The organism is Candidatus Phyllobacterium onerii, from assembly GCF_028331445.1.
Classification (GTDB): Bacteria; Pseudomonadota; Alphaproteobacteria; order Rhizobiales; family Rhizobiaceae; genus Phyllobacterium; species Phyllobacterium onerii.
Genome location: NZ_JAQMHX010000017.1, coordinates 48,848 through 68,255 on the forward strand (window position 1 = coordinate 48,848; position 19,408 = coordinate 68,255).

General features: G+C 55.3%; 21 protein-coding genes and 1 pseudogene. 13 read left to right on the forward strand and 9 right to left on the reverse strand.

Annotated elements, in window-relative coordinates; translation table 11 throughout:
* Positions 1 to 32: 32 nt before the first annotated feature.
* From PHA01_RS25480 to PHA01_RS25495, 4 genes are all read left to right on the forward strand, one after another.
* Complete coding sequence (locus PHA01_RS25480) at positions 33 to 359, forward strand: non-heme iron oxygenase ferredoxin subunit (protein ID WP_271899083.1); 327 nt, start codon at positions 33 to 35, stop codon at positions 357 to 359.
* A gap of 73 nt (positions 360 to 432) precedes the next feature.
* Positions 433 to 1,215 (forward strand): class II aldolase/adducin family protein, encoded by a 783-nt coding sequence (locus tag PHA01_RS25485; protein WP_271899084.1) that lies wholly within the window; start codon positions 433 to 435, stop codon positions 1,213 to 1,215.
* Positions 1,216 to 1,373: 158 nt separating this feature from the next.
* Positions 1,374 to 2,612, forward strand: a complete 1,239-nt coding sequence (locus PHA01_RS25490) for a cupin domain-containing protein (protein ID WP_271899085.1) — start codon at positions 1,374 to 1,376, stop codon at positions 2,610 to 2,612.
* 12 nt (positions 2,613 to 2,624) lie between these two features.
* On the forward strand, positions 2,625 to 4,145 hold the full coding sequence (locus PHA01_RS25495; RefSeq protein WP_271899086.1) for an ethanolamine ammonia-lyase reactivating factor EutA: 1,521 nt from the start codon (positions 2,625 to 2,627) through the stop codon (positions 4,143 to 4,145).
* Positions 4,146 to 4,153: 8 nt separating this feature from the next.
* On the opposite strand, the gene PHA01_RS25500 is transcribed toward PHA01_RS25495, so the two are convergent.
* A complete protein-coding gene (locus PHA01_RS25500) occupies positions 4,154 to 5,206 on the reverse strand; it encodes a HoxN/HupN/NixA family nickel/cobalt transporter (protein WP_271899087.1) in 1,053 nt (350 codons plus the stop codon).
* A 148-nt stretch (positions 5,207 to 5,354) separates the two neighbouring features.
* Between PHA01_RS25500 and nikR the strand changes: the two genes are divergently transcribed.
* The 3 genes from nikR (at position 5,355) to PHA01_RS25515 (ending at position 7,698) form a co-directional block, all read left to right on the forward strand.
* On the forward strand, positions 5,355 to 5,756 hold the full coding sequence (gene nikR / locus PHA01_RS25505; RefSeq protein WP_271899088.1) for a nickel-responsive transcriptional regulator NikR: 402 nt from the start codon (positions 5,355 to 5,357) through the stop codon (positions 5,754 to 5,756).
* A 178-nt stretch (positions 5,757 to 5,934) separates the two neighbouring features.
* Positions 5,935 to 6,972: an ABC transporter substrate-binding protein gene (locus PHA01_RS25510; protein ID WP_271899089.1), complete on the forward strand. Its 1,038-nt coding sequence runs from the start codon at positions 5,935 to 5,937 to the stop codon at positions 6,970 to 6,972.
* Between the two features lie 42 nt (positions 6,973 to 7,014).
* The gene (locus PHA01_RS25515) at positions 7,015 to 7,698 is read left to right on the forward strand and encodes a class II aldolase/adducin family protein (protein ID WP_271899090.1); all 684 of its coding nucleotides are present in this window, start codon (positions 7,015 to 7,017) and stop codon (positions 7,696 to 7,698) included.
* Between the two features lies 1 nt (position 7,699).
* On the opposite strand, the gene PHA01_RS25520 is transcribed toward PHA01_RS25515, so the two are convergent.
* A complete protein-coding gene (locus tag PHA01_RS25520; RefSeq protein ID WP_183663084.1) occupies positions 7,700 to 7,855 on the reverse strand; it encodes a Flp family type IVb pilin in 156 nt (51 codons plus the stop codon).
* Positions 7,856 to 8,237: 382 nt separating this feature from the next.
* Here PHA01_RS25520 and PHA01_RS25525 point away from each other — a divergent pair, with 382 nt between their 5' ends.
* The 6 genes and pseudogenes from PHA01_RS25525 to PHA01_RS25550 all read left to right on the forward strand — a co-directional run.
* Complete coding sequence (locus PHA01_RS25525; protein ID WP_112531618.1) at positions 8,238 to 8,417, forward strand: Flp family type IVb pilin; 180 nt, start codon at positions 8,238 to 8,240, stop codon at positions 8,415 to 8,417.
* Between the two features lie 266 nt (positions 8,418 to 8,683).
* Positions 8,684 to 9,718 carry a glycosyltransferase family 2 protein gene (locus tag PHA01_RS25530; protein ID WP_271899091.1) on the forward strand — a complete coding sequence of 345 codons (1,035 nt, stop codon included), beginning with the start codon at positions 8,684 to 8,686 and terminating at the stop codon, positions 9,716 to 9,718.
* Positions 9,705 to 10,406: a class I SAM-dependent methyltransferase gene (locus PHA01_RS25535; protein ID WP_271899092.1), complete on the forward strand. Its 702-nt coding sequence runs from the start codon at positions 9,705 to 9,707 to the stop codon at positions 10,404 to 10,406. The genes PHA01_RS25530 and PHA01_RS25535 overlap by 14 nt, the downstream gene beginning before the upstream one ends.
* Complete coding sequence (locus PHA01_RS25540) at positions 10,378 to 10,833, forward strand: GtrA family protein (protein WP_271899093.1); 456 nt, start codon at positions 10,378 to 10,380, stop codon at positions 10,831 to 10,833. Before PHA01_RS25535 ends, PHA01_RS25540 begins: the two co-directional genes overlap by 29 nt.
* Positions 10,834 to 12,336, forward strand: coding sequence for a hypothetical protein (locus PHA01_RS25545; RefSeq protein ID WP_271899094.1), 1,503 nt, complete (start codon positions 10,834 to 10,836; stop codon positions 12,334 to 12,336).
* 79 nt (positions 12,337 to 12,415) lie between these two features.
* Positions 12,416 to 12,640, forward strand: a pseudogene (locus tag PHA01_RS25550) (HlyD family type I secretion periplasmic adaptor subunit); the annotation flags it as partial.
* A gap of 38 nt (positions 12,641 to 12,678) precedes the next feature.
* On the opposite strand, the gene PHA01_RS25555 reads toward PHA01_RS25550, so the two are convergent.
* The 7 genes from PHA01_RS25555 to PHA01_RS25585 form a co-directional block, all read right to left on the reverse strand.
* On the reverse strand, positions 12,679 to 13,449 hold the full coding sequence (locus PHA01_RS25555; RefSeq protein WP_271899125.1) for an amino acid ABC transporter ATP-binding protein: 771 nt from the start codon (positions 13,447 to 13,449) through the stop codon (positions 12,679 to 12,681).
* On the reverse strand, positions 13,449 to 14,129 hold the full coding sequence (locus PHA01_RS25560) for an amino acid ABC transporter permease (RefSeq protein ID WP_271899095.1): 681 nt from the start codon (positions 14,127 to 14,129) through the stop codon (positions 13,449 to 13,451). The genes PHA01_RS25555 and PHA01_RS25560 overlap by 1 nt, the downstream gene beginning before the upstream one ends.
* Before the next feature lie 86 nt (positions 14,130 to 14,215).
* Entirely contained in the window at positions 14,216 to 14,986 is a 771-nt protein-coding gene (locus tag PHA01_RS25565; RefSeq protein WP_271899096.1) for an amino acid ABC transporter substrate-binding protein, read from the reverse strand.
* 177 nt (positions 14,987 to 15,163) lie between these two features.
* The gene (locus PHA01_RS25570; protein WP_271899097.1) at positions 15,164 to 16,231 is read right to left on the reverse strand and encodes an ABC transporter ATP-binding protein; all 1,068 of its coding nucleotides are present in this window, start codon (positions 16,229 to 16,231) and stop codon (positions 15,164 to 15,166) included.
* 7 nt (positions 16,232 to 16,238) lie between these two features.
* Complete coding sequence (locus tag PHA01_RS25575) at positions 16,239 to 17,087, reverse strand: carbohydrate ABC transporter permease (RefSeq protein WP_271899098.1); 849 nt, start codon at positions 17,085 to 17,087, stop codon at positions 16,239 to 16,241.
* A complete protein-coding gene (locus PHA01_RS25580) occupies positions 17,084 to 18,013 on the reverse strand; it encodes a carbohydrate ABC transporter permease (RefSeq protein ID WP_271899099.1) in 930 nt (309 codons plus the stop codon). Before PHA01_RS25580 ends, PHA01_RS25575 begins: the two co-directional genes overlap by 4 nt.
* A 113-nt stretch (positions 18,014 to 18,126) precedes the next feature.
* Complete coding sequence (locus tag PHA01_RS25585) at positions 18,127 to 19,395, reverse strand: ABC transporter substrate-binding protein (protein WP_271899126.1); 1,269 nt, start codon at positions 19,393 to 19,395, stop codon at positions 18,127 to 18,129.
* Positions 19,396 to 19,408: the final 13 nt, after the last annotated feature.

Consider the following 19,408-nt stretch of genomic DNA (forward strand, 5'->3'; position numbering starts at 1 on the left):
TCAAGCGCGCCGCGGCAGCAGGGAGAAAGGATATGAACCAGATGACGCAAACGCGTTCGAGGATAAGGCTTTGTTCTGCGGATGATGTTGATTTCGACAGCGCCATCAGGGTCGAATCCGGCGATCTCGTGCTGGCCGTTTTCAACGTCAATGGAACGTTCTACGTGACAGACGATGCGTGCACTCACGGCCCGGGCTCGCTATCGGAAGGATATATCGACGGCCATACAATCGAATGCGATTTTCACAATGGTGCATTCGATCTTCGCACCGGAGAGGTCGTCGCTCCGCCCTGCATGGTACCTGTTCGAACCTACAAGGTGATAGTGGAGAACGACGACGTGATGATCGAGATGTAAACCCGATGTGATGTTGCGGCCATAAAAAAATCGTATAATATGGGATTTTATTAGAATATTGACGGGAGGGATTATGGATTCTCATGCGCAGACAACAGATGGAAACCCCGAAAAGGCAGGGACAGCGCTTCCATCGGAAACGTCATTGCGAGCTGAAATCGCGATTGCCACGCGGCTCCTGAACAGCCTGAAAATACTCGAATACAGTGGTCATGTCAGCGCCCTTCTGCCCGGTAACGAGACCTTGCTTGTACAGCCCCAGGAGAAAAGCCGCGCCGAAGTATCACCCGAAGATCTTCTGGTCTGCGATATGGACGGCAAGGTTGTGGCAGGTCCGAAAGGCGTCAAGCCGCCTTCGGAAGTTTTCCTCCATTGTGAGATTTATCGCGCGCGACCGGATGTGAAATCGATCGCGCATTTCCATAATGATGCAACCAATGTCTTCACGCTTGTCGAAGATATGCAGCTCCTGCCCTTCAAGAATCATGCGATACGCTGGCGGAGCGGTATTCCAGTCCATGCGGACCCGGCCCACGTCAGCAATAGTGAACAGGGCCGCAGTGTCGCCGCCACGCTCGGCGCCCACCATGCCATGCAGATACGCGCCCATGGCCAGATCGTTACCGCGGAGACGGTGCGCGGAGCGTTCATCGATTCGCTTCATCTCGTGGAGAATGCGGAAGCGGCTTATCGCGCTGCCGCCATTGGCAAAGTGAAGCCGTTGACGGACGCCGAGCTTGATTCATTTGCCCACAGTTTTCGCCGCGATCATCATATTCGCAAGCTCTGGAGCTACTATGTGCGCGGCGCCTTGCGTGAGGGATTGTTCCCGGAGAACTGGAACGAACAGAAGTAGAAAACGCCGGCGGGACTAACGCCCCCGGACAAAACCGGAAAGATGGTCTTTCCGAAATCAAGCTACCGCCGCTCGGAGCGGCTGGTAGGCTATGACGCAAAATATTACGTCCGTGGACGCTTCCGGGCGCAGCGGAAATGCATCGACAGGAGGAATCAATGCACCAGGATCCATTAGGCGGCGGCACCGGCACCCACTGGCACGAACCCGCTGGCACCAAGAAAGCCGGCTTCGGTGAGTTCAAGAAGCAGCCGACCCCCTATGACCAGTTCATGGTGGAGGAAGACATTCCTGTCTTTCGCGACCTCGGCGTTTCGAGTGTCAAAAACCTTCCCTTGAAACCGTGGAAGCGTACCGGCGGGCGCGGCACTTATATCCAGCTGCTTGGAACAGAAACCAAATGGGGTTGCCATCTGGTGGAGGTGCCAGCGGCCGGGGCGCTTCATCCGGAAAAGCATATGTATGAGGAAATATACATCGTCGTCGAAGGACGCGGCTCCACCGAGGTGTGGCTTGAGGGCGAAGGTCGCAAGCACGTCTTCGAATGGCAGGAAGGGTCGATGTTCTCGATTCCCATGAACGCCATGCATCGTATCGTCAACGCAACCAATAGTCCGGCACTTCTGCTTGGCGGCACGACGGCGCCGAATGTCCTCAACCAGATCCAGAATGCCGATGCGGTCTTCAATAACCCATATGTCTTCCGCGACCGCTTTTCCGGAGCCGACGACTTTTACAAGTATCGCGAGGAAATCGAGCCGGACCCCGTTCGCGGGCTCGCCATGCGGCGGACCAACTTCATGCCCGACGCTGTCAATTGCGAACTGCCGCTCGACAACAGACGTTCGCCAGGCTACCGCCGCGTTGAACCATTCATGACCAACAACACCTTCTACTACTGGATCGGCCAGCATGAGAATGGCCGCTATTCCAAAGCGCACGCGCATACGTCGGCGGCAATTCTGATCTGCCTGAAAGGCGAAGGCTACACCTATACCTGGCCCGAAGAATACGGCGTCAATCCCTGGAAGGATGGCCATGCCGACAAGATCAAGCGCCTTGATTACGGTCCTTTCGGAATGGTGTCTGCCGCCCCGGGCGGCGCGCGCTGGTATCATCAGCACTTCAGCGTTTCCAAGGAACCTTTCCGCCTGATGGCCTGGTTCGGTCCGCATAATCCTGGCCGCGATCCCGGCGCTCCTGGTGAAAAGCACACAGACTATACCGCCATCGACGTCAATGAAGGCGGCACGGCTATCCCCTACTGGATGGAAGACCCCTATATCCGCACGGAATATGAGGAGAAGCTGAACCGCAATGGCGTCGAAATCCGTATGAAGCCGGAGTGGTACGTCAAGCCGGATGACACCACGAAAAAAATGTCCACCGTCGTCTGACCAGCTAATTCAATGTCAGAGGAACCAGAGGAAGGCGGCCGGATATTCTTTTCCAATATCGGCCGCAGTATGGAACTCGAGGATGAGATACAGTTGACCAGTGTCGGTATCGACATTGGATCATCGACGTCTCACCTCGCCTTCTCCCGTATCGTGCTGGAACGGCTCGATACGCGCTACATGGTTGTAGAACGGACGCTGCTGCACCAATCCGATGTCTTGCTCACGCCCTATCGCAGCGATGATGCTATCGACGCGGAGACACTCGCCTCGTTCTTCGAGGCGCAGTATGAAGCCGCTGGCCTGAAACCCGAGGACATCGACACCGGTGCGCTCATCCTCACCGGCGTTGCCGTGAGGCGCAGCAACGCGCGCGCCATCGGCGAGATCTTTTCGGCGCAGACCGGCAAATTTGTGGTGGTCAGCGCGGGAGATGGTCTGGAAACCACTTTGGCTGCGTTCGGGTCCGGCGCGGTCGCTCTTTCCGGCAGAACGCGCCAGCGCGTGCTCAACGTCGATATCGGTGGAGGCACGTCAAAACTAGCGCTGTGCGAGAACGGCGCCATTCGCCATATCAGCGCCATCGACATCGGCGCGCGCGTCGTCGCATTCGATACTGACCGGCGGGTCACGCGGTTGGAAGAAGCCGGCAAATATTTTGCGAAACAAGCAGGTGTGGCGTTGACGCCCGGCGCGGTTCTCACGCCCGGTGATGCCGAAAAACTTGCCGCGTCCATGGTCGACCACCTGTTCGAGGCTATGAAGGGTGGCGCAATGAGCGGCGAAACCGCTGGTCTCCATCGGCTGCCGGCCCTTCCCGAGGGACCGCCACCGGACATTGTCACGATTTCCGGCGGCGTTTCGGAATTTCTCTATTCTGACAGCAATGCAGAGTTCAGCGATCTCGGCCCCTTGCTGGCCCAACAATTGCGCAAGCGGCTCGACGACTGGAGGCCGCGCCTTGAACGTCCCGAACAGGGCATCAGGGCGACTGTCGTCGGCGCCTCGCAATATACCATACAGGTCAGCGGCAGTACGATCTTCGTCAGGCCCCTCGATGCCCTGCCTGTTCGTAATGTTCCCGTCATAAAGCCCGCATTCGCATTCGATGATGACATCGACGCCGAACGTATTGGTGCAATGGTGAAGGAAGCACTGGTACGGCTCGATTTGACCCACGGCGACAGCCCCGTGGCCATTTGTTACGAATGGCAGGGCTCGGCGAGCTACCGGCGCCTCGATGATTTCTGCAGGGGGGTACGAGAGGGCTTGTCACAGATCCTTGCCAAAGGCCAACCCCTGATCCTCGTCGGTGACAGCGATGTCGGAGGATTGGTCGGGATGCATTTCGTCAGTGCGGACGGCGTCAATTCGATCATCTCGATCGACGGCATCAAACTTGACGAGTTCGATTTCATCGATATTGGAGCCATGCTCGAAACGTCCGGCGCTGTGCCCGTCGTCATAAAGTCACTGGTATTTCCCAATATGGGCCTTGGCCAGAAGGGTCTCGAACCAGTCGAACCGGCGTGAGAAAGGCCCTACGCCGATACTTCGACGTGGAGGTTGTCATAGCCTTTGGCACGATAGACGATAACGGAAACGATCCAGCTCAGGACGAATATCCCGACGACTGCATAGCCGAAATTGGCCAGATTGTCGTTCAGCCCTCCAACGAACTGCCAGAATGATCCTTCGAGACCGAGCTTGTCGCTGATCAGACCCAGCGCTTCCACCCCGCCGATAAAGACAGCGACGATGACGGACGCTCCTGTGATTGTCAGATTGTACCACAGCTTGCGCATGGGATTGATCGACGCCCAGCCATAGGCACCGGTCATCAGGACGCTGTCTGTCGTGTCCATGAGCGACATGCCCGCTGTGAAGAGCGCAGGAAACACGAGGATCGTCCAGAATGACATGCCCTGCGTCGCTTGCGCTGCCGAAATTCCGAGCAGACCGATTTCCGTTGCAGTGTCGAATCCCAACCCGAACAGGAAGCCGATCGGATACATATGCCAGGACCGCGATACCACCCGGAAAATCGGACGGAAGATGCGAGCGATAAGCCCTCTTCCCGACAGCAGTGCGTCGAGGTCCTCGTCGACAATTTTTTCGCCGCGCCGCGCGCGGCTGAAGGCTGACCAGATACCCCGCAGGATAAAAAGATTGGCCAGGCCGATAATGAGGAGGAACACGGCCGACACGGATGTGCCGATGACACCGCCAACATCATGGAACGATTCAAGATTGCTCTGCATCGCAGCGGCCGTCGCGGCGATGATCAGGGAGGCGATGACGACGATGCTTGAGTGCCCCAGCGAAAAGAAGAAGCCGACCGAATATGGCGTCTTGCCCTCCTGCATCAACTTGCGGACGACATTATCGATCGCCGCGATATGATCGGCGTCGAAAGCATGGCGCAGACCGAACATGTAGGCGAGAAGAGCAGTCCCCAGCAATGAAGGCCGATCGGAAAAGGCAATCCAGGCCCAGCCCCAAGCACCGACATTGGCCGCAATCAGGACGACATAGGTCACGATGATCTTGATCTTCAGGCGCGCCGGCTGATCGTCGAAAGGATTGGGGATCATGTAAGCCTCCTCCGCTGGCCAGGTATCGCGTGTGCTGGTAAACATGCGCAGAGGGCCGTTGTATCGGAAGCAACCATAGAAAATCGCAAAGTATGATGTCTACGCGAAAAAATCTTACTCGCCCGTTTAAAAAAACTTGGAGCCGAAGATGCAAAGAATAACGATTACCCTCGATGACGATCTGATGGAGGAACTCGACAGGGTGATCGCGGCAAAGGGCTACCAAAATCGCTCCGAGGCCATCCGCGACCTTGCCAGGGCCGGGATGAAGCTGACATCCATCGAAACCGGTGCAGCAACGCAGGTGATCGGTGTTCTGAGCTATGTCTTCGACCATGGGGCACGCGATCTTGCACGCCGGTTGACCAATACCTTCCATGATCATCATTCCCTTGCGGTATCGAGCATGCATGTCCATCTCGATCACGACAACTGCCTCGAAATCGCTGTTCTCAAAGGACCGCCGGACCAGGTCCAGCATTTCGCTGAACACGTCATTTCGGAGCGTGCGGTGAGGTACGGACATCTGCACGTGGTGCCGGCGGGATAGCCAAAAAAACCAGCTTTGACCTGGAACCACTACCAAGAGTTTCCCCAAGGTGGTGGATGCGCGCGCGCTCGTGTCAGGTTGACATCATCTTTCGCAATGCTAAGCTCCTCTTAAGAGGAACGTTGTTCTTTATAGCGGAACGTGCGTTCGCAGCAATGCAGAAATCGGGAGTGAAACCATGAAGAAGCTTTTGCTGGGAGCAGCGCTCGTTGCGTGCTTGTCGTTGAATGCGATGAGTGCGATGGCGGCGGAACTCACCAAGGTGAAAATCGGTATCGTCAACGCCAGCAGCGATATCGCTTTCTTCATCGCCGACAAAAAAGGCTACTTCCGCGAAGAGGGTATCGAGGCGGAGTTCGTTCCCTTCGATTCCGGCGCGAAGATGGTTGCTCCGCTGGGAGCTGGCCAACTCGACGTTGCCGGCGGCTCGGTATCGGCAGGATTGTATAATGCCGTGGGACGCGGAATCGGAATCAAGGTGGTGGCCGACAAGGGTTCGACGCCCCCAGGTTACGGCTATCAGCCACTTCTGGTCCGCAAGGACCTTGTGGAGAGCGGCAAGTACAAGTCGCTCGCCGATCTCAAGGGCATGAAGGTTGCGGGCAGTGCGACTGGCAGCGCATCGACATCGACCATGAACGAGGCGTTGAAAAAGGCCGGACTGAAACCCAGCGATGTCGAGCGTGTATTCCTCTCATTTCCGCAGCACATCATCGCGCTTGAAAACAAGGCCGTTGATGCTGCTTTGACAACCGAGCCTTCTGCAACAGAAGCTGTGCGCCGTGGTGTTGCCGTTCGTATCATGGGCGATGACGAGATTTACCCCAATCATCAGCTCGCGGTCGTTCTTTACTCGGCAGAGTTTATCGGGGAACAGCCCGACGCCGCAAAAGCATTCATGCGCGCCTATATCCACGCGCTTCGCGACTACAATGACGCGCTTGCCAACGGCAAGCTGGCGGGCCCGGCCGCAGACGAAGTGATCTCGATACTGACCGAATATACACCGATCAAAGATGCTTCCGTCTATCGCGCCATTGTCCCGCAAGGCATTGATCCGGACGGCAAACTCAACACCGCCAGCCTTGAAAATGATCTCAAATACTTCCAGAGCGAAGGTCTCGTACCGGCAAGCGCAACTGTCGCCCAAATCCTCGACGCCTCGTTCGCCGATGCAGCAGTCAAGGAACTGGGCCCGTATCAACAAAAAAAATAGCCCGGGTATCTCGGACGCAATCCGGCATGGAACTGGCAAGACATGGATAGCTATACTCAACAGAAGCGCATGCTGGTCGATGCGATCCTCATGCTCGAACGCGCGGGAATCATAGATTTCAACGGCCATGCCAGTTGGCGTGTTCCTGGCGAAGATCGAATGCTGATCAATTCCGGAGCATCGGTCCGCTCGGCACTCACTATCGACGATATCGTCATGACCGATTTCGACGGCAAGCCGGTCAATGGCGGTGCCGTCCCGCCGATGGAGTTTCATATACACTCGGAGATATATCGTCGCCGCGCGGATGTGGGTTCGGTCATCCACGCTCACCCGCTGTGGTCAACGCTCTTCAGTATGACGGGTAATTCCGTTGAACCGGTGATCATGCAGGCCGCTGTGATCGGCGAGATCATGCAGTTTGGCGAGATAGCATCGATCAACACCAAGAAACTCGGTGAAGCGCTTGCCACGACGCTTGGTGCGCATCGCATCGCAATGTTGAAATCGCATGGATCGGTGATCGCTGCGGCCAGCATTCTCGAAGCATTCGTCCTCGCAGTGTACCTCGAGGAAAATGCGCAAAGGCAGTATTTGGCCAAGAGCCTTGGCGCACCAACGGTTCTGACACCCGAGCAGATCGCCAGGATCGCAGGCAATCTCTGGAAGCCCAACCTTTTGCAAAAGGTCTGGGACTATCACGCGGGTAAATTGCGTCCTGTCTAACCTATGGGCTGGGCTTCTCGAACATATCTTTAATGCTGGTGCCAAGCTTGCTGGTAGCGCCGATGATGGCAACTGCTATCAGAGCAACAATCAGTGCGTATTCAACGGCACTTGCGCCGGTTTCGTCCTTGAGGAAGCGCGCGAAGAGCTTTGTCATTGTTCGCCTCTCCTTTCAAAGTCCCGTTGAATCGTCCTCCTCATTGAGTAATTTGGCAAAAGGGACTGTTGTTCGTGGTTAATTTTTACTTTCAACAGGCAGATAAATTCGACTAAAACTTGCGTAAAATGAAGCTATTTCGACCCGGATAGAAGCGACCTTAAGATTTGCGAATATCTACGGACAGCAAGCGGCCAGATATAGTTGGAATTGCAAGTACCTAATTATTTAACCGAATTTAATCAACTTCCGTAAAACTAATTTAAGCAACAAATTCAGTCACTTTTCGGTAACCATCTATGTTAGGGAAACTGAAATTGCTGGAAATCTATGTTGATGACGGTTCAACGAAACCATGCACAACAACAGGATAGGCAATCAAATGAACACTCTCTTCGCACGCTTCCTTAAAGACGAATCCGGCGCAACTGCCATCGAATATGGCCTGATTGCTGCCCTTATCTCCGTCGGTATCATTGCCGGTGCAGGCACGCTCGGCAACGGCCTCAACAGCGTATTCAACAAGCTCGGCACCAAGATGAACGGTGTTGTAGTTAACTAAAATTATTTGGTGGAGCTGCCCGATCACGGGCAGCTCCTACCAAATACCACATCTTTGTAACCGGGTTTACCCGAGTTCGCCTTGTCCCGATCATCAATGTTCGCGGCAATCCAGAACATCGTTTGATCGAGTGACCAGACTGGCAACCTTTTCTTGCCAAGCACCCTGTCCATACGACCTTTGGTGCGGGCAATCAGGCAACGAAGTCAGATACCTAATCTCTACCCGAACTAGTATGAATATCGTAAAAATTTGGGGTAAGGGCGTTGCCAAAGACAAAGTTAAATCAACCACAGAATATTGCGCTCTCTGCCGTTATTCCTTGCTACAATGAAGTGGACGGCATCGATGAGCTCTATCGACGCGTGACCGCGGCGTGTCAGCAACAAGTTGGCCAGTCCTACGAGATTGTCCTCGTCATCGATGGTGCGACAGACGGCACCCGCCAGGCGGTCTTCAGTTTGGCCGCAACAGACCCTCACCTCGTTGCAGTCGATCTTGCCCGCAATTATGGCCATCAAATTGCGCTCAGCGCCGGCCTGGATATCTGTCGTGGCCAAAGAATTCTTATTCTCGATGCCGATCTGCAGGATCCCCCGGAACTTGTCGGCCAAATGATGGCCAAGATGGATGAGGGCTATGATGTCGTCTATGGCCAACGCCTGAAACGAGAGGGAGAAAGCTGGTTCAAACTCGCTTCGGCGGCGATGTTTTATCGGTTGTTGCGCAAGATGGTCGACGTGGATATTGCTCCCGACACCGGCGATTTCCGCCTGATGAGCCGCAGGACCCTTAATCATCTGAATTCGATGCCGGAGCGCTATCGCTTCATTCGCGGAATGGTCAGCTGGATTGGCTTGAAGCAAGTCGCATTCCCCTATGAAAGGTGCCGGCGCTTTGCAGGCACCACACATTATCCCTTCAAGAAAATGCTCTTGCTGGCAATGGACGCAATGACGAGCTTTTCCATCGCTCCGCTTCGCTTCGCGTCTCATCTCGGCATGATCTTCGGGATCCTTGGACTTTTCGCGTTGGGTTACACTTTCTGTTCCTGGATTGCCGGGAACGTTTTGCCTGGCTGGACCAGTCTGGCAGCCATAGTCCTCATACTTGGCAGCGTTCAGCTTCTGGTGCTCGGTATTTTTGGCGAGTATCTCGGGCGGATGTACATGGAGACGAAACGGCGTCCACTTTACCTCGTCAATGAGATCGTCTCTTACGACGCGGTTAGCGCTCGCCAAGATCTACCCATCCATCGTCTGCAGGAACGAGTGAAGGAGGTCGTCCATGCTCGAGGCTGAATTTGACCAGTTCGCGTCGGAGTATCACCCGCAACACGCCGCCAGCATTCGTCTGAGCGGTGAAACTCCGGATTTCTTTGCCAAGTACAAGATTGACGACGTTGCTGCCGTACTCGCAGCCGCGGGTGTCAAACCACGACGCATACTCGATTTCGGCGGCGGTGTGGGCAATGCACTGGGCTATCTCAAAGCTGCGTTTCCCGAGAGCGAAATAGTGTTGCTGGACCCCTCTTCGCAATCCCTCGATATCGCTCAGAAGCGGTTTCCCGGCCAAGCGCACTTCCAGCAATTCGATGGCAGAACGATCCCGTATGACAATGGACATTTCGACCTGGTATTTGTTGCGTGCGTTTTTCACCATATCCCCGGTGATCTCCATTTAGGCCTTCTCCAGGAAATCAGCAGGGTTTTGACGACGGGCGGAAACTTCTTTCTCTTCGAGCACAATCCGTGGAACCCGCTCACCTTGCATGCTGTGCGCAATTGTCCGTTCGACGAGAACGCAGTTCTTATCAAGGCGAAAGATATGCGCGCAGAGATCGCCGAAGCGGGCCTCTCCAGATCACGCATCGTTTACCGCATCTTTTTTCCGCGTCTGTTGGCACGGCTGCGGTCGCTCGAGCGCCATTTCGCCAAAGTTCCGATCGGAGCGCAGTATTATGTTCACGCGGTCAAATCGTCCATTTGACTATTTGCAGATCGTGCGTTTCGCGTCCGTTGGCGTTCTGAACACCGCGTTCGGATACACTATAATTCTGTTTGCCCTTTGGCTTGGAAATGGCGACGTCGTTTCGAACTTGATCGGCTACGCTGCAGGTCTTGTCTTGAGTTTTGGCCTCAACAACCGGTGGACCTTCGGGAACAAACAAAATGCGTCGCCAAACGTCATCGCAAGATACGTCGCAACGTTTCTGGTGGCCTATGCGGTCAATCTTGGAATTGTTCTCGCGGCGCGTTCAACAGGACTGATGGACGGCCCGGTGATTCATCTGCTGGGCATTTGTGCCTATACAATCCTTTTCTACCTGGGATCAGTCTATTTCGTGTTTGCAGAAAACACACCAATTTCGATTATAAATCGGCATGCAATCAACGGAAGAAGTGAGCCCCGATAGATGGTCGAAGACACCTACAGCACCCGAGCGCCAGCCGTTTCAGGCTCCTCGATCGCCGACGACCAGCGCGTCAGGCTGCTCTTCTGTTTGGTTGTCGCAATTTTCAAAGCGGCAACGCTGATTTACGCCGCTGGCGGGCTTTTGCAGGATCCTGATAATTGGTGGCACGTGCGGGTCGGTTTGGACATGCTGTCAAGCGGCACGGTTCCCACGGTCGACACTTATTCCTATACTTTTGCCGGCAGTCCCTGGATAGCAAAGGAATGGCTTGGGCAGATACTGTTTGCGCTTGCCTATTCGCTGAATGGCTGGAACGGGGTCACATTATTGACCCTCGCCATGATCACGTTAACAGTTTTCCTCCTTGCATGGTATCTCAGCGCCTCCTTTAAACCGACGGTAGCGTTCGGCCTGACATTCCTCCTCTCGCTCCTCATCAATCCGATCCTGACAGCACGTCCGCTCGTCTTCACACTTCCCATCATCATCATCTGGACTGCGGAGCTTTTCCAGGCTTCGCGCAGGGAGCAAGCACCACCATTGTGGTTGCTGCCGCTCCTATGCCTTTGGGCGAATCTCCACGCAACATTCACATTCGGATTCATTATCGCGGCATTCGCGGGCCTGGATTTTCTGGCGCGGACTCGCCTGACGAAGCCGGGTCTCCTCGGCAGATGGGTGGCCTTTGGGATGCTTTGCCCCGTCGTGACCTTGCTCAACCCTTACGGCATCAAGGCCATCCTCGCGACCTTTTCAGTTGCCTACGGCAACGAGGCCGTGGCCTATATCGACGAATGGCAGCCCTTCAACGCCTCGGATTCTTACCTTATGGAGGCGTTCCTCCTGGTAGCTCTTCTCGGGCTGCTCGTCTCTCGAGTGCAAATCGGATGGCCAAAAGCACTATTTCTCCTCTTCAATCTGCATCTCCTCCTCACGCATCAGCGCTTTGCCTATCTGTTTGTTCTGCTGGTACCGCTCGTTCTTGCGGCAGAAATCGGTGAACAATTCTCTTGGGTCTCGGCCCACAAATGGGCCAAGGGGCATCTCGACCGCCTGGAGCAATTTCTTGCCGGCCATTTTCACTCGATTTCAGCAGCGATCGGCATATTGATCGTGTCTACGGCTGCAATATTCTCCTCGGTTTCAGGGGTCGAACCAAGCCCGAAGACATCGGCAAAAGGTGCGCTCGCATTTGCCCAGCAGCACAATCTGTCCGGGAACGTCCTCAATTCCTACAATTTTGGCGGCACTCTGATTTTTCATGGAATCAAGACATTCATCGACGGCCGTACCGATCAGCTCTTTCTGAATGGCTTCATGAAGAAAACTATGTCAGCGGGCAACAGTGGTGGAAAACCGATTTTAGAAGAACAGATGAAGACCTATGCAATCGGTTGGGCATTGCTGGCAACTGGCGACAGCCGCATCCCTTTCTTCAACGAATTAACCGGCTGGCGACGTGCGTATTCCGATGAGAACGCCGTCATCTTCATCCGGGAATGATGAGCCGCGTGTCATTTCGCGCGCAATAATGTAGACACTCCCTGTAGACCAAGGAATATTCGGATAACTTTAATGACGAGTTTCTACTGTTCCCGCAGATGTGACAACGGACACCCGCACTGGCCTCAGCCATTACACCGTCCGCGTGACCATCACTCCCGCCGAGGTCGCACGACTTGGCGCAATCAAACTTGTACCGGGAATGCCCGTCGAAACATTTATCAAGACTGGCGACAGGAGCATCGCATCCTATTTCATCAAGCCAATGATAGATCAGGCAAAGCGCGCCTTCCGTGAGGGTTGACCAACGAGGTGTTGAAGCACACTAGAGTATATGCACTGTCAAATGCCCTCGCCATGCGTGTGGCCTTCATGTGTCAGCGTAGCAATGAAGCGCTTGGTGCGCTCTCGTTTCGGTTTGGTGAAGATATCCCGCGAGGAACCGGTTTCAACGACCACGCCACCATCCAACACGATCACCTCATTGGCAATCCGTGAGGCCAGTCGAAGATCGTGCGTCGCCATGACCATCGTCGTACCTTCACGCGCCAGCTGCGCAAGCACATCGACCACCTCCCCTGAGAGCTCAGGATCCAGCGCTGACGTCGGCTCATCACATAGAAGAACTTTGGGTGAAGGGGCCAGCGCCCGGGCGATTGCCACACGCTGCTGCTGTCCGCCGGAGAGCGTCGATGGCCAGACCTCCGCCTTATGCGCAAGGCCAACCTTCTCAAGCAATGCCATTGCCCGCTCCTTCGCTTGGTCCTTCGGCCATTTGAGGACTGTGGTCAGCCCTTCCGTGACGTTCTCGATAACCGTACGATGCGGAAACAACTGGAAGTTTTGAAATACCATTCCGGTATGACGGCGCAGCAGTTGAATCTGCTTTATGCCCTTTCGAACACCGGGTTGAAATTCCAGCCGGTCGCCAGCGATTTCAACCGATCCAGATGTCGGTATCTCCAGAAGGTTTATGCAGCGCAGAAGCGTGCTCTTGCCACCCCCGGAAGGGCCGACAAGCGCCATGACCGAGCCTTCGGCCACGCTCAAGGAAACATTATCAAGCACTGTGTGGTCGCCAAACCGCTTCTCGATATTTTTTAGTTCGACCATCATGACCCTGCCTCCAGGAAGCCACCGTAGCGATTGAGGCGTGTCTCAAGCCGCGCTTGCAGCGACGACAGGACCGAACTCAAGGCGAGATAAATAAGTGCCGCTTCAACATACAGAATGAGCGGTTCATACGTGGTAGCAACAATGCGCTGCGCCGCTTGGAAGAGCTCCGGCACAGTGATGGCCGCCGCAAGTGAAGTGTCTTTGACGAGAGAAATAAAGGTGTTCGATAGCGGTGGAACAGCCACGCGCGCTGCTTGGGGCAAAATAGTCCGCTGCATTGCCTGGCGCCAGTTCATGCCGATCGAGTATGCAGCCTCCCACTGGCCCTTGGGCACCGACGATATGACGGCCCGGAGAATTTCGGATGTATAGGCACCGATGTTCAAGGTGAACCCGATTAGCGCTGCCGTGAACGCGTCAAGCACAATACCGACGCTCGGCAGGCCGTAGAATATCAGGAAAAGTTGCACCAGCAGCGGCGTGCCCCGAATGATCCACACGTAGAACTTGACGATCGCGGCAAACGGAGTTGGTGCGAAAAGCCGAACAAGCGCAGCTATAAGACCGACGGTAAGCCCAAGCGCGAATGACAACAGCGTCAGCGGAATGGTGAAAATCAAACCCGCCCACAATAGCGACGGAAGCGATTCGAGCATCAATGACAACCAATGTGTCAAAATCGTTCTCCCCAACAACAAAGGCAGGGAACGAGAGCCCCCTGCCCTTTTAGAGCGTATATCGTGTCAGTCGTAAATGACTGGAGTTACTGCGAAACGTCCTGGCCGAAATATTTGTCGGCAATCTGCTTGTATGTGCCGTCAGCTTTGATCGCTTCCAGAGCCTTGTTAATGGCAGCGAGCAGATCCGGTTCACCCTTGCGGATGATGATGCCGGAGAAATCGGCATTCTCCTGCTGCGCAGCAATCTTCACATTGGCGTCAGGCTTATGTTTCTTGAAATCGAGAAAGGATAGGCTGTCATTGATTGTCGCGTCGGCACGGCCATTGAGGACCAACTGGATCGACTGGTCGAAACCGTCTGTTCCAACCAGCTCTGCACCGGCTTCCTGGGCGATCTTGCCGAAATTGCTGGAGAGCGATTGCGCAGACTTCTTGCCCTTTAAATCAGCAAAGCCCTTGATCTCCTCATTGTCGCTCTTGACGATCAAAACGGCCTTTGAAGCGATATAAGGCTCGGAGAAATCATACTTTTGCTTCCGCGCCTCGGTGATGCCAACCTGATTGATGACCGTGTCATAGCGGTTGGCGTCGAGACCGGCGATCAGGCCATCCCATTTGCCTTCGAGGAACTCGGGCTTGACGCCGAGATTTTTGGCAATCGCCTCACCGATCTCCACATCGAAACCGACGAGCTTGCCCGAGGCATCATGATAGGTGAACGGCGCGTAGGTGCCTTCCGTGCCGATCTTGAGAACGCCTGCCGCCTTGATCTGCTCAAGATTGGACGCGCCTTGTGCCTGGGCAGGCACGATTGCGAGGGCACTGACGACGAGAAGTGATTTCAACCAGTTCATTGTGTTTCCATCCGTTTGTAATTTGCTTTGGGCGTGATCGGAAAGTGCCACTTTGCCGTGGCGCTGTATAGGCATTCGACGCCGCCGCCAGGAGCAGACCGGCAAATTTATACCAGATTTCGGTTCAATGCAGGAATTTTATTCCGTCGGAAGTCGCGAACAATTATCCGGATTCTTCTATGCGATCCGCAAGCCGGTCACGCCGTGGAAGAGATGCACATCTGCGGCTTTGATACCGAGCCCAATCGCGTCCCCAGGGCCACGATCCGTGCGGCCCATGGCGAAGATGCAGACCTGCTTATCGGCGAGTTTGGTATAAAACTGCGTCGAGAGACCGAGCGGCTCTATCACCTCGATCTTCGCCTTCAGCCCCTCACCACCGACCTCGATATTTTCCGGGCGTATGCCAACGGTCACCCGGTCGCCATCCTCCACCTTGAGTTCAGGACGCAAGGCGATCATCTGACCGTCGGTGAGCTCTGCTGCAACCTTCTTCCCCTCACGGCTGACAACGGCGGGAAGGAAGTTCATACCTGGCGAACCGATGAACCCGGCCACGAACAGGTTAGCCGGATGATCATAAAGTTCGAGTGGGGTTCCAACCTGCTGGATGACACCGTCATGCATGACGACGATGCGATCGGCCATCGTCATGGCTTCCACCTGATCGTGCGTGACGTAGACCGATGTGGTCTTCAACTGCTGATGCAAAGCCTTGATTTCTGTCCGCATATGGACGCGGAGCTTGGCATCGAGGTTCGACAGGGGCTCGTCGAACAGGAACACCTTCGGATCGCGCACGATGGCACGGCCCATGGCGACACGCTGGCGCTGGCCGCCGGAAAGCTGACGTGGAAGGCGCTGCAGCAATACGTCAAGTCCCAGACGCTTGGCTGCACTGCCGACGCGGTTCATGACGAGTTCCTTTGCCGTCTTGCGCAGCAGCAGGCTGAAGCCCATATTCGACGCCACATCCATATGCGGGTAAAGCGCATAGGACTGGAACACCATGGCGATATCGCGATCCTTTGGCGCCACGTCATTGACGACACGCTCGCCAATTTTGATCTCCCCAGCCGAAATTTCCTCAAGCCCGGCGATCATACGCAAAAGAGTGGACTTGCCACAGCCGGAGGGTCCGACGAGAACGACGAACTCGCCATCGGCGATCGAGAGGTCCACTGCCGACAGCACATTCATGGCGCCATAGTTTTTCTGGACATTGGAGATTGTGACGGAGGCCATCGATTTGTTATCCCTTGACTGCGCCAGCGGTCAGACCGGTGACGAGATATCGTTGCAGGAAGGCGAAGAACAGGCATGCGGGGATGAGTGCCAGCACTGAAGCCGCCATCATCTGACCCCAGTCGACCGCAAATTTGCCGATGAAGGTCAAAAGCCCGACGGCGAAGGTCTTCTGGCTGTCGCTGCTGATAAGCATCAGTGCGAAAAGCAATTCGCTCCACGCGGCGGTGAAGACGAAGCCGAGCGTCGCGCCCATCCCAGGCAATGTCAGCGGGATGATGACCTTGCGCAGCGCCTGTGAACGGCTGCAACCATCGATCATCGCGGCCTCTTCCAGGTCCTTCGGAATGCCATCGAAGAATGACTGCATCAGGAAGGTCGCAAAGGCGATGTTGAAAGCGATGTAGATGATGATGAGGCCCGTCAGGCTATTGGTAAGCCCCAACTGACCCATGATGCGATAGATCGGCGGGATCACCATGACCAACGGGAAGGTCTGGGTTAAAAGCAGCGTTACCGCGACAGTGGTTTTGCCCCGGAAGGAAAACCGGGACATGGCATAGCCGGCTGTGGAAGCGACGATCGTGACGAGTACGGCCGTAATCACCGAAACAATCACGCTGTTCATGAAATAACGCGGGAAATCCGTGGCTCGCAATACGGTCTTGTAGTTCTCCCACGTCGAGATGGAAGGCCACAAGGTTATGCCCTCTGAATAGAGCAATGACTGCGGCGTGACCGAAATCTTCAGCGTCCAGAACAGAGGAAACAGAGCAAAAATGACGTAGGCACCGACCGCGGCGTAAAGGCCGATACCGCCGAGAATACGGGCGTTGCGAGAGCGTCCTGCGATCATGACGCCCTCACAAGTGACTTGCGGATGCGGATCAAAACGATGGCGTATAATATGAGAAGCGCCAGCAACAGCACCGCAACGGCGGAGGCATAGCCCTTGTCGAGCGTCTTGAAGGCGCTGACATAGATGTAGGTTGCGACTGTGTTGGTCGCGCCGGCAGGACCGCCCTCGGTCATCACGTAGATCAGATCGGCAAAGGTTGCGATCCAGATCGTCCGAAGCATCACGGTGATCGCGATGGTCGGCGCGAGGAATGGCAGCGTCACCTTGGTGAAGCGTTGCCACGGATTGGCGCCGTCAATCGCAGCCGCCTCGTGCAGTTCTCCAGGAATGGATTTCAGTGCAGCCAGCAGCGTGATCGCAAAGAAAGGCACGCCGAACCAGACATTGGCGATGATCGGCCCCCACATCGCGGTGGCGGGATTGGAGAGAATGTTGGTTGGGGCGGACTGGATACCAAGCGCATAAAGCCAGTGCGGCAAAGGTCCGACGATCGGGTTGAACAGCCATGCCCATGTCAGCCCCGAAAGAAAGGACGGCACGGCCCAGGGCAGAAAGACGATTGCCTGCACGATTTTCTTGCCTGCGAATTCCCTGTCGAGCAGCAGAGCAAGTCCGAGGCCAAGAAAGAATTGAAAAAACAGGCTGGCGACTGTCCACCAGAGGGTATTCATCAGCGCCTGTCCGAGATTTGGATCGTGCAGCAAGGCCTGATATTGCGCGAGGCCGACATATTCGGATTTGAAAGCCGAAAATTTGCGGAAGGAGTAGCTGATGCCGAAGATCAGCGGTACCACCAGCACCAGCATGAGCAAAACCATGGCAGGGCTCAAATAAAGCCATGGTTCGAAAGCCGTGGCAAAACTGCGCTTGCCGGCCTTTTCCCTGTTGTGCGGCAGGCCCGCCGTCGTCGATTGCATCACCATTCTATCGGCCCCTCATTAGTCGGCTCCTCTCACACTCGACCGGCAAACAACGGGTCGTGCGCAAAAAGAATATGCTCCGGCACATGGGCACCGGAGCATCTTTTCATTGCTTGTTATTTCTTGTTCTTGGCCATCCAGGCCTGCTGCTGTTCGGTGAGGAACGCAGCCCACTCGTCGGCGACGGCCTTCGGCGTCTTTTGGCCGAGCAACACTTCCTGGAAATTCTTGACTGAAACGGAGTCGTAGAAATTGCCGAGGTTTTCGAGATAGGTCGGTGGTGTGACGAACTCGAATGTCTTCGGGTCATTCATTTCTTCGAACCAGCCCTTGAAGCTGTCAGCGCCAAAATACGGATCCTTGTCAGCGCCGTTGTGGATAGGGATAACACCGACGTTCTTGGCGAATTCGAGATTGTCCTCCGGTGACAACAATGTGCCCATCAACTTGAAGGCATCGTCCTTGACCTTCGAATTGGCAAACATGGCCCAGCCGGCATAGCCGAGCGTCGGATAGGACTTGCCGTTCGGTCCGGTCGGCAGCGGCGCAACGCCAAAGTCTTCCGCTTTCATTTTCTCGGCAATGCCAATCAGCGCATCGGGATCCTGATCGAGCATGGCGCAGGTACCGGAATAGAAACCGGTCACCACCTCGTTGAAACCCCAGCTGACGCTGTCCTTCGGCGCATAACCGTTCTTGTAGATATCGGCCAGCATCTCGAGGCCCTTGACAGCGCCCGGCTCGTTCAAGGTCGCGGTGCCATCTGCATTGAAATAGCCGCCCTTGCCATTGGCGATGTTCATGAACATCTGCACGCCATTGAAGCCGCCAGGACCGCCGCGCAGGCAATAGCCATACTTGCCCTGGATCGCCGAGATCTTCTTGTTGGCTTCCATGAACTCGTCGAGAGTCTTCGGCGCTTCTTTCAGACCGGCTTCCGCGAAGAGCTTCTTGTTCCAGAACATGGCCCGGATATAGTAGCCATAAGGAATCATGTATTGCTTGTTGTCGACCACTGAGCCGAACTGCTTTGCCCGGTCGCCGAGTGTTCCGGCGTCCTTCCACTTGGCCATATAGGGCCCGAGATCCTCGAGCTGACCGTTGGTCGCATAGAGACCCATCCAGCGCTCCGGCATCTCTACGATGTCTGGCGTGTCGCCTGCCTGCACCATGGTCAGGAATTTCTCGAAAGCCTGCCCCCATGGCAGCGAGACGAGCTCGACCTTGGTACCGGGATTGGCCTGTTCGAAACTGGCGATCTGCTTTTTGAGCAGTTCCGTGCGCGGCGGGCTGGTGATCACCTCCACCATCTTGATCGTCGTATCGGCGAAAGCCGCCGAAACGGTCATCGACAGGGCTGCGATGCCCGCCAGAAATGTTCCCATTCGTTTTTGCATT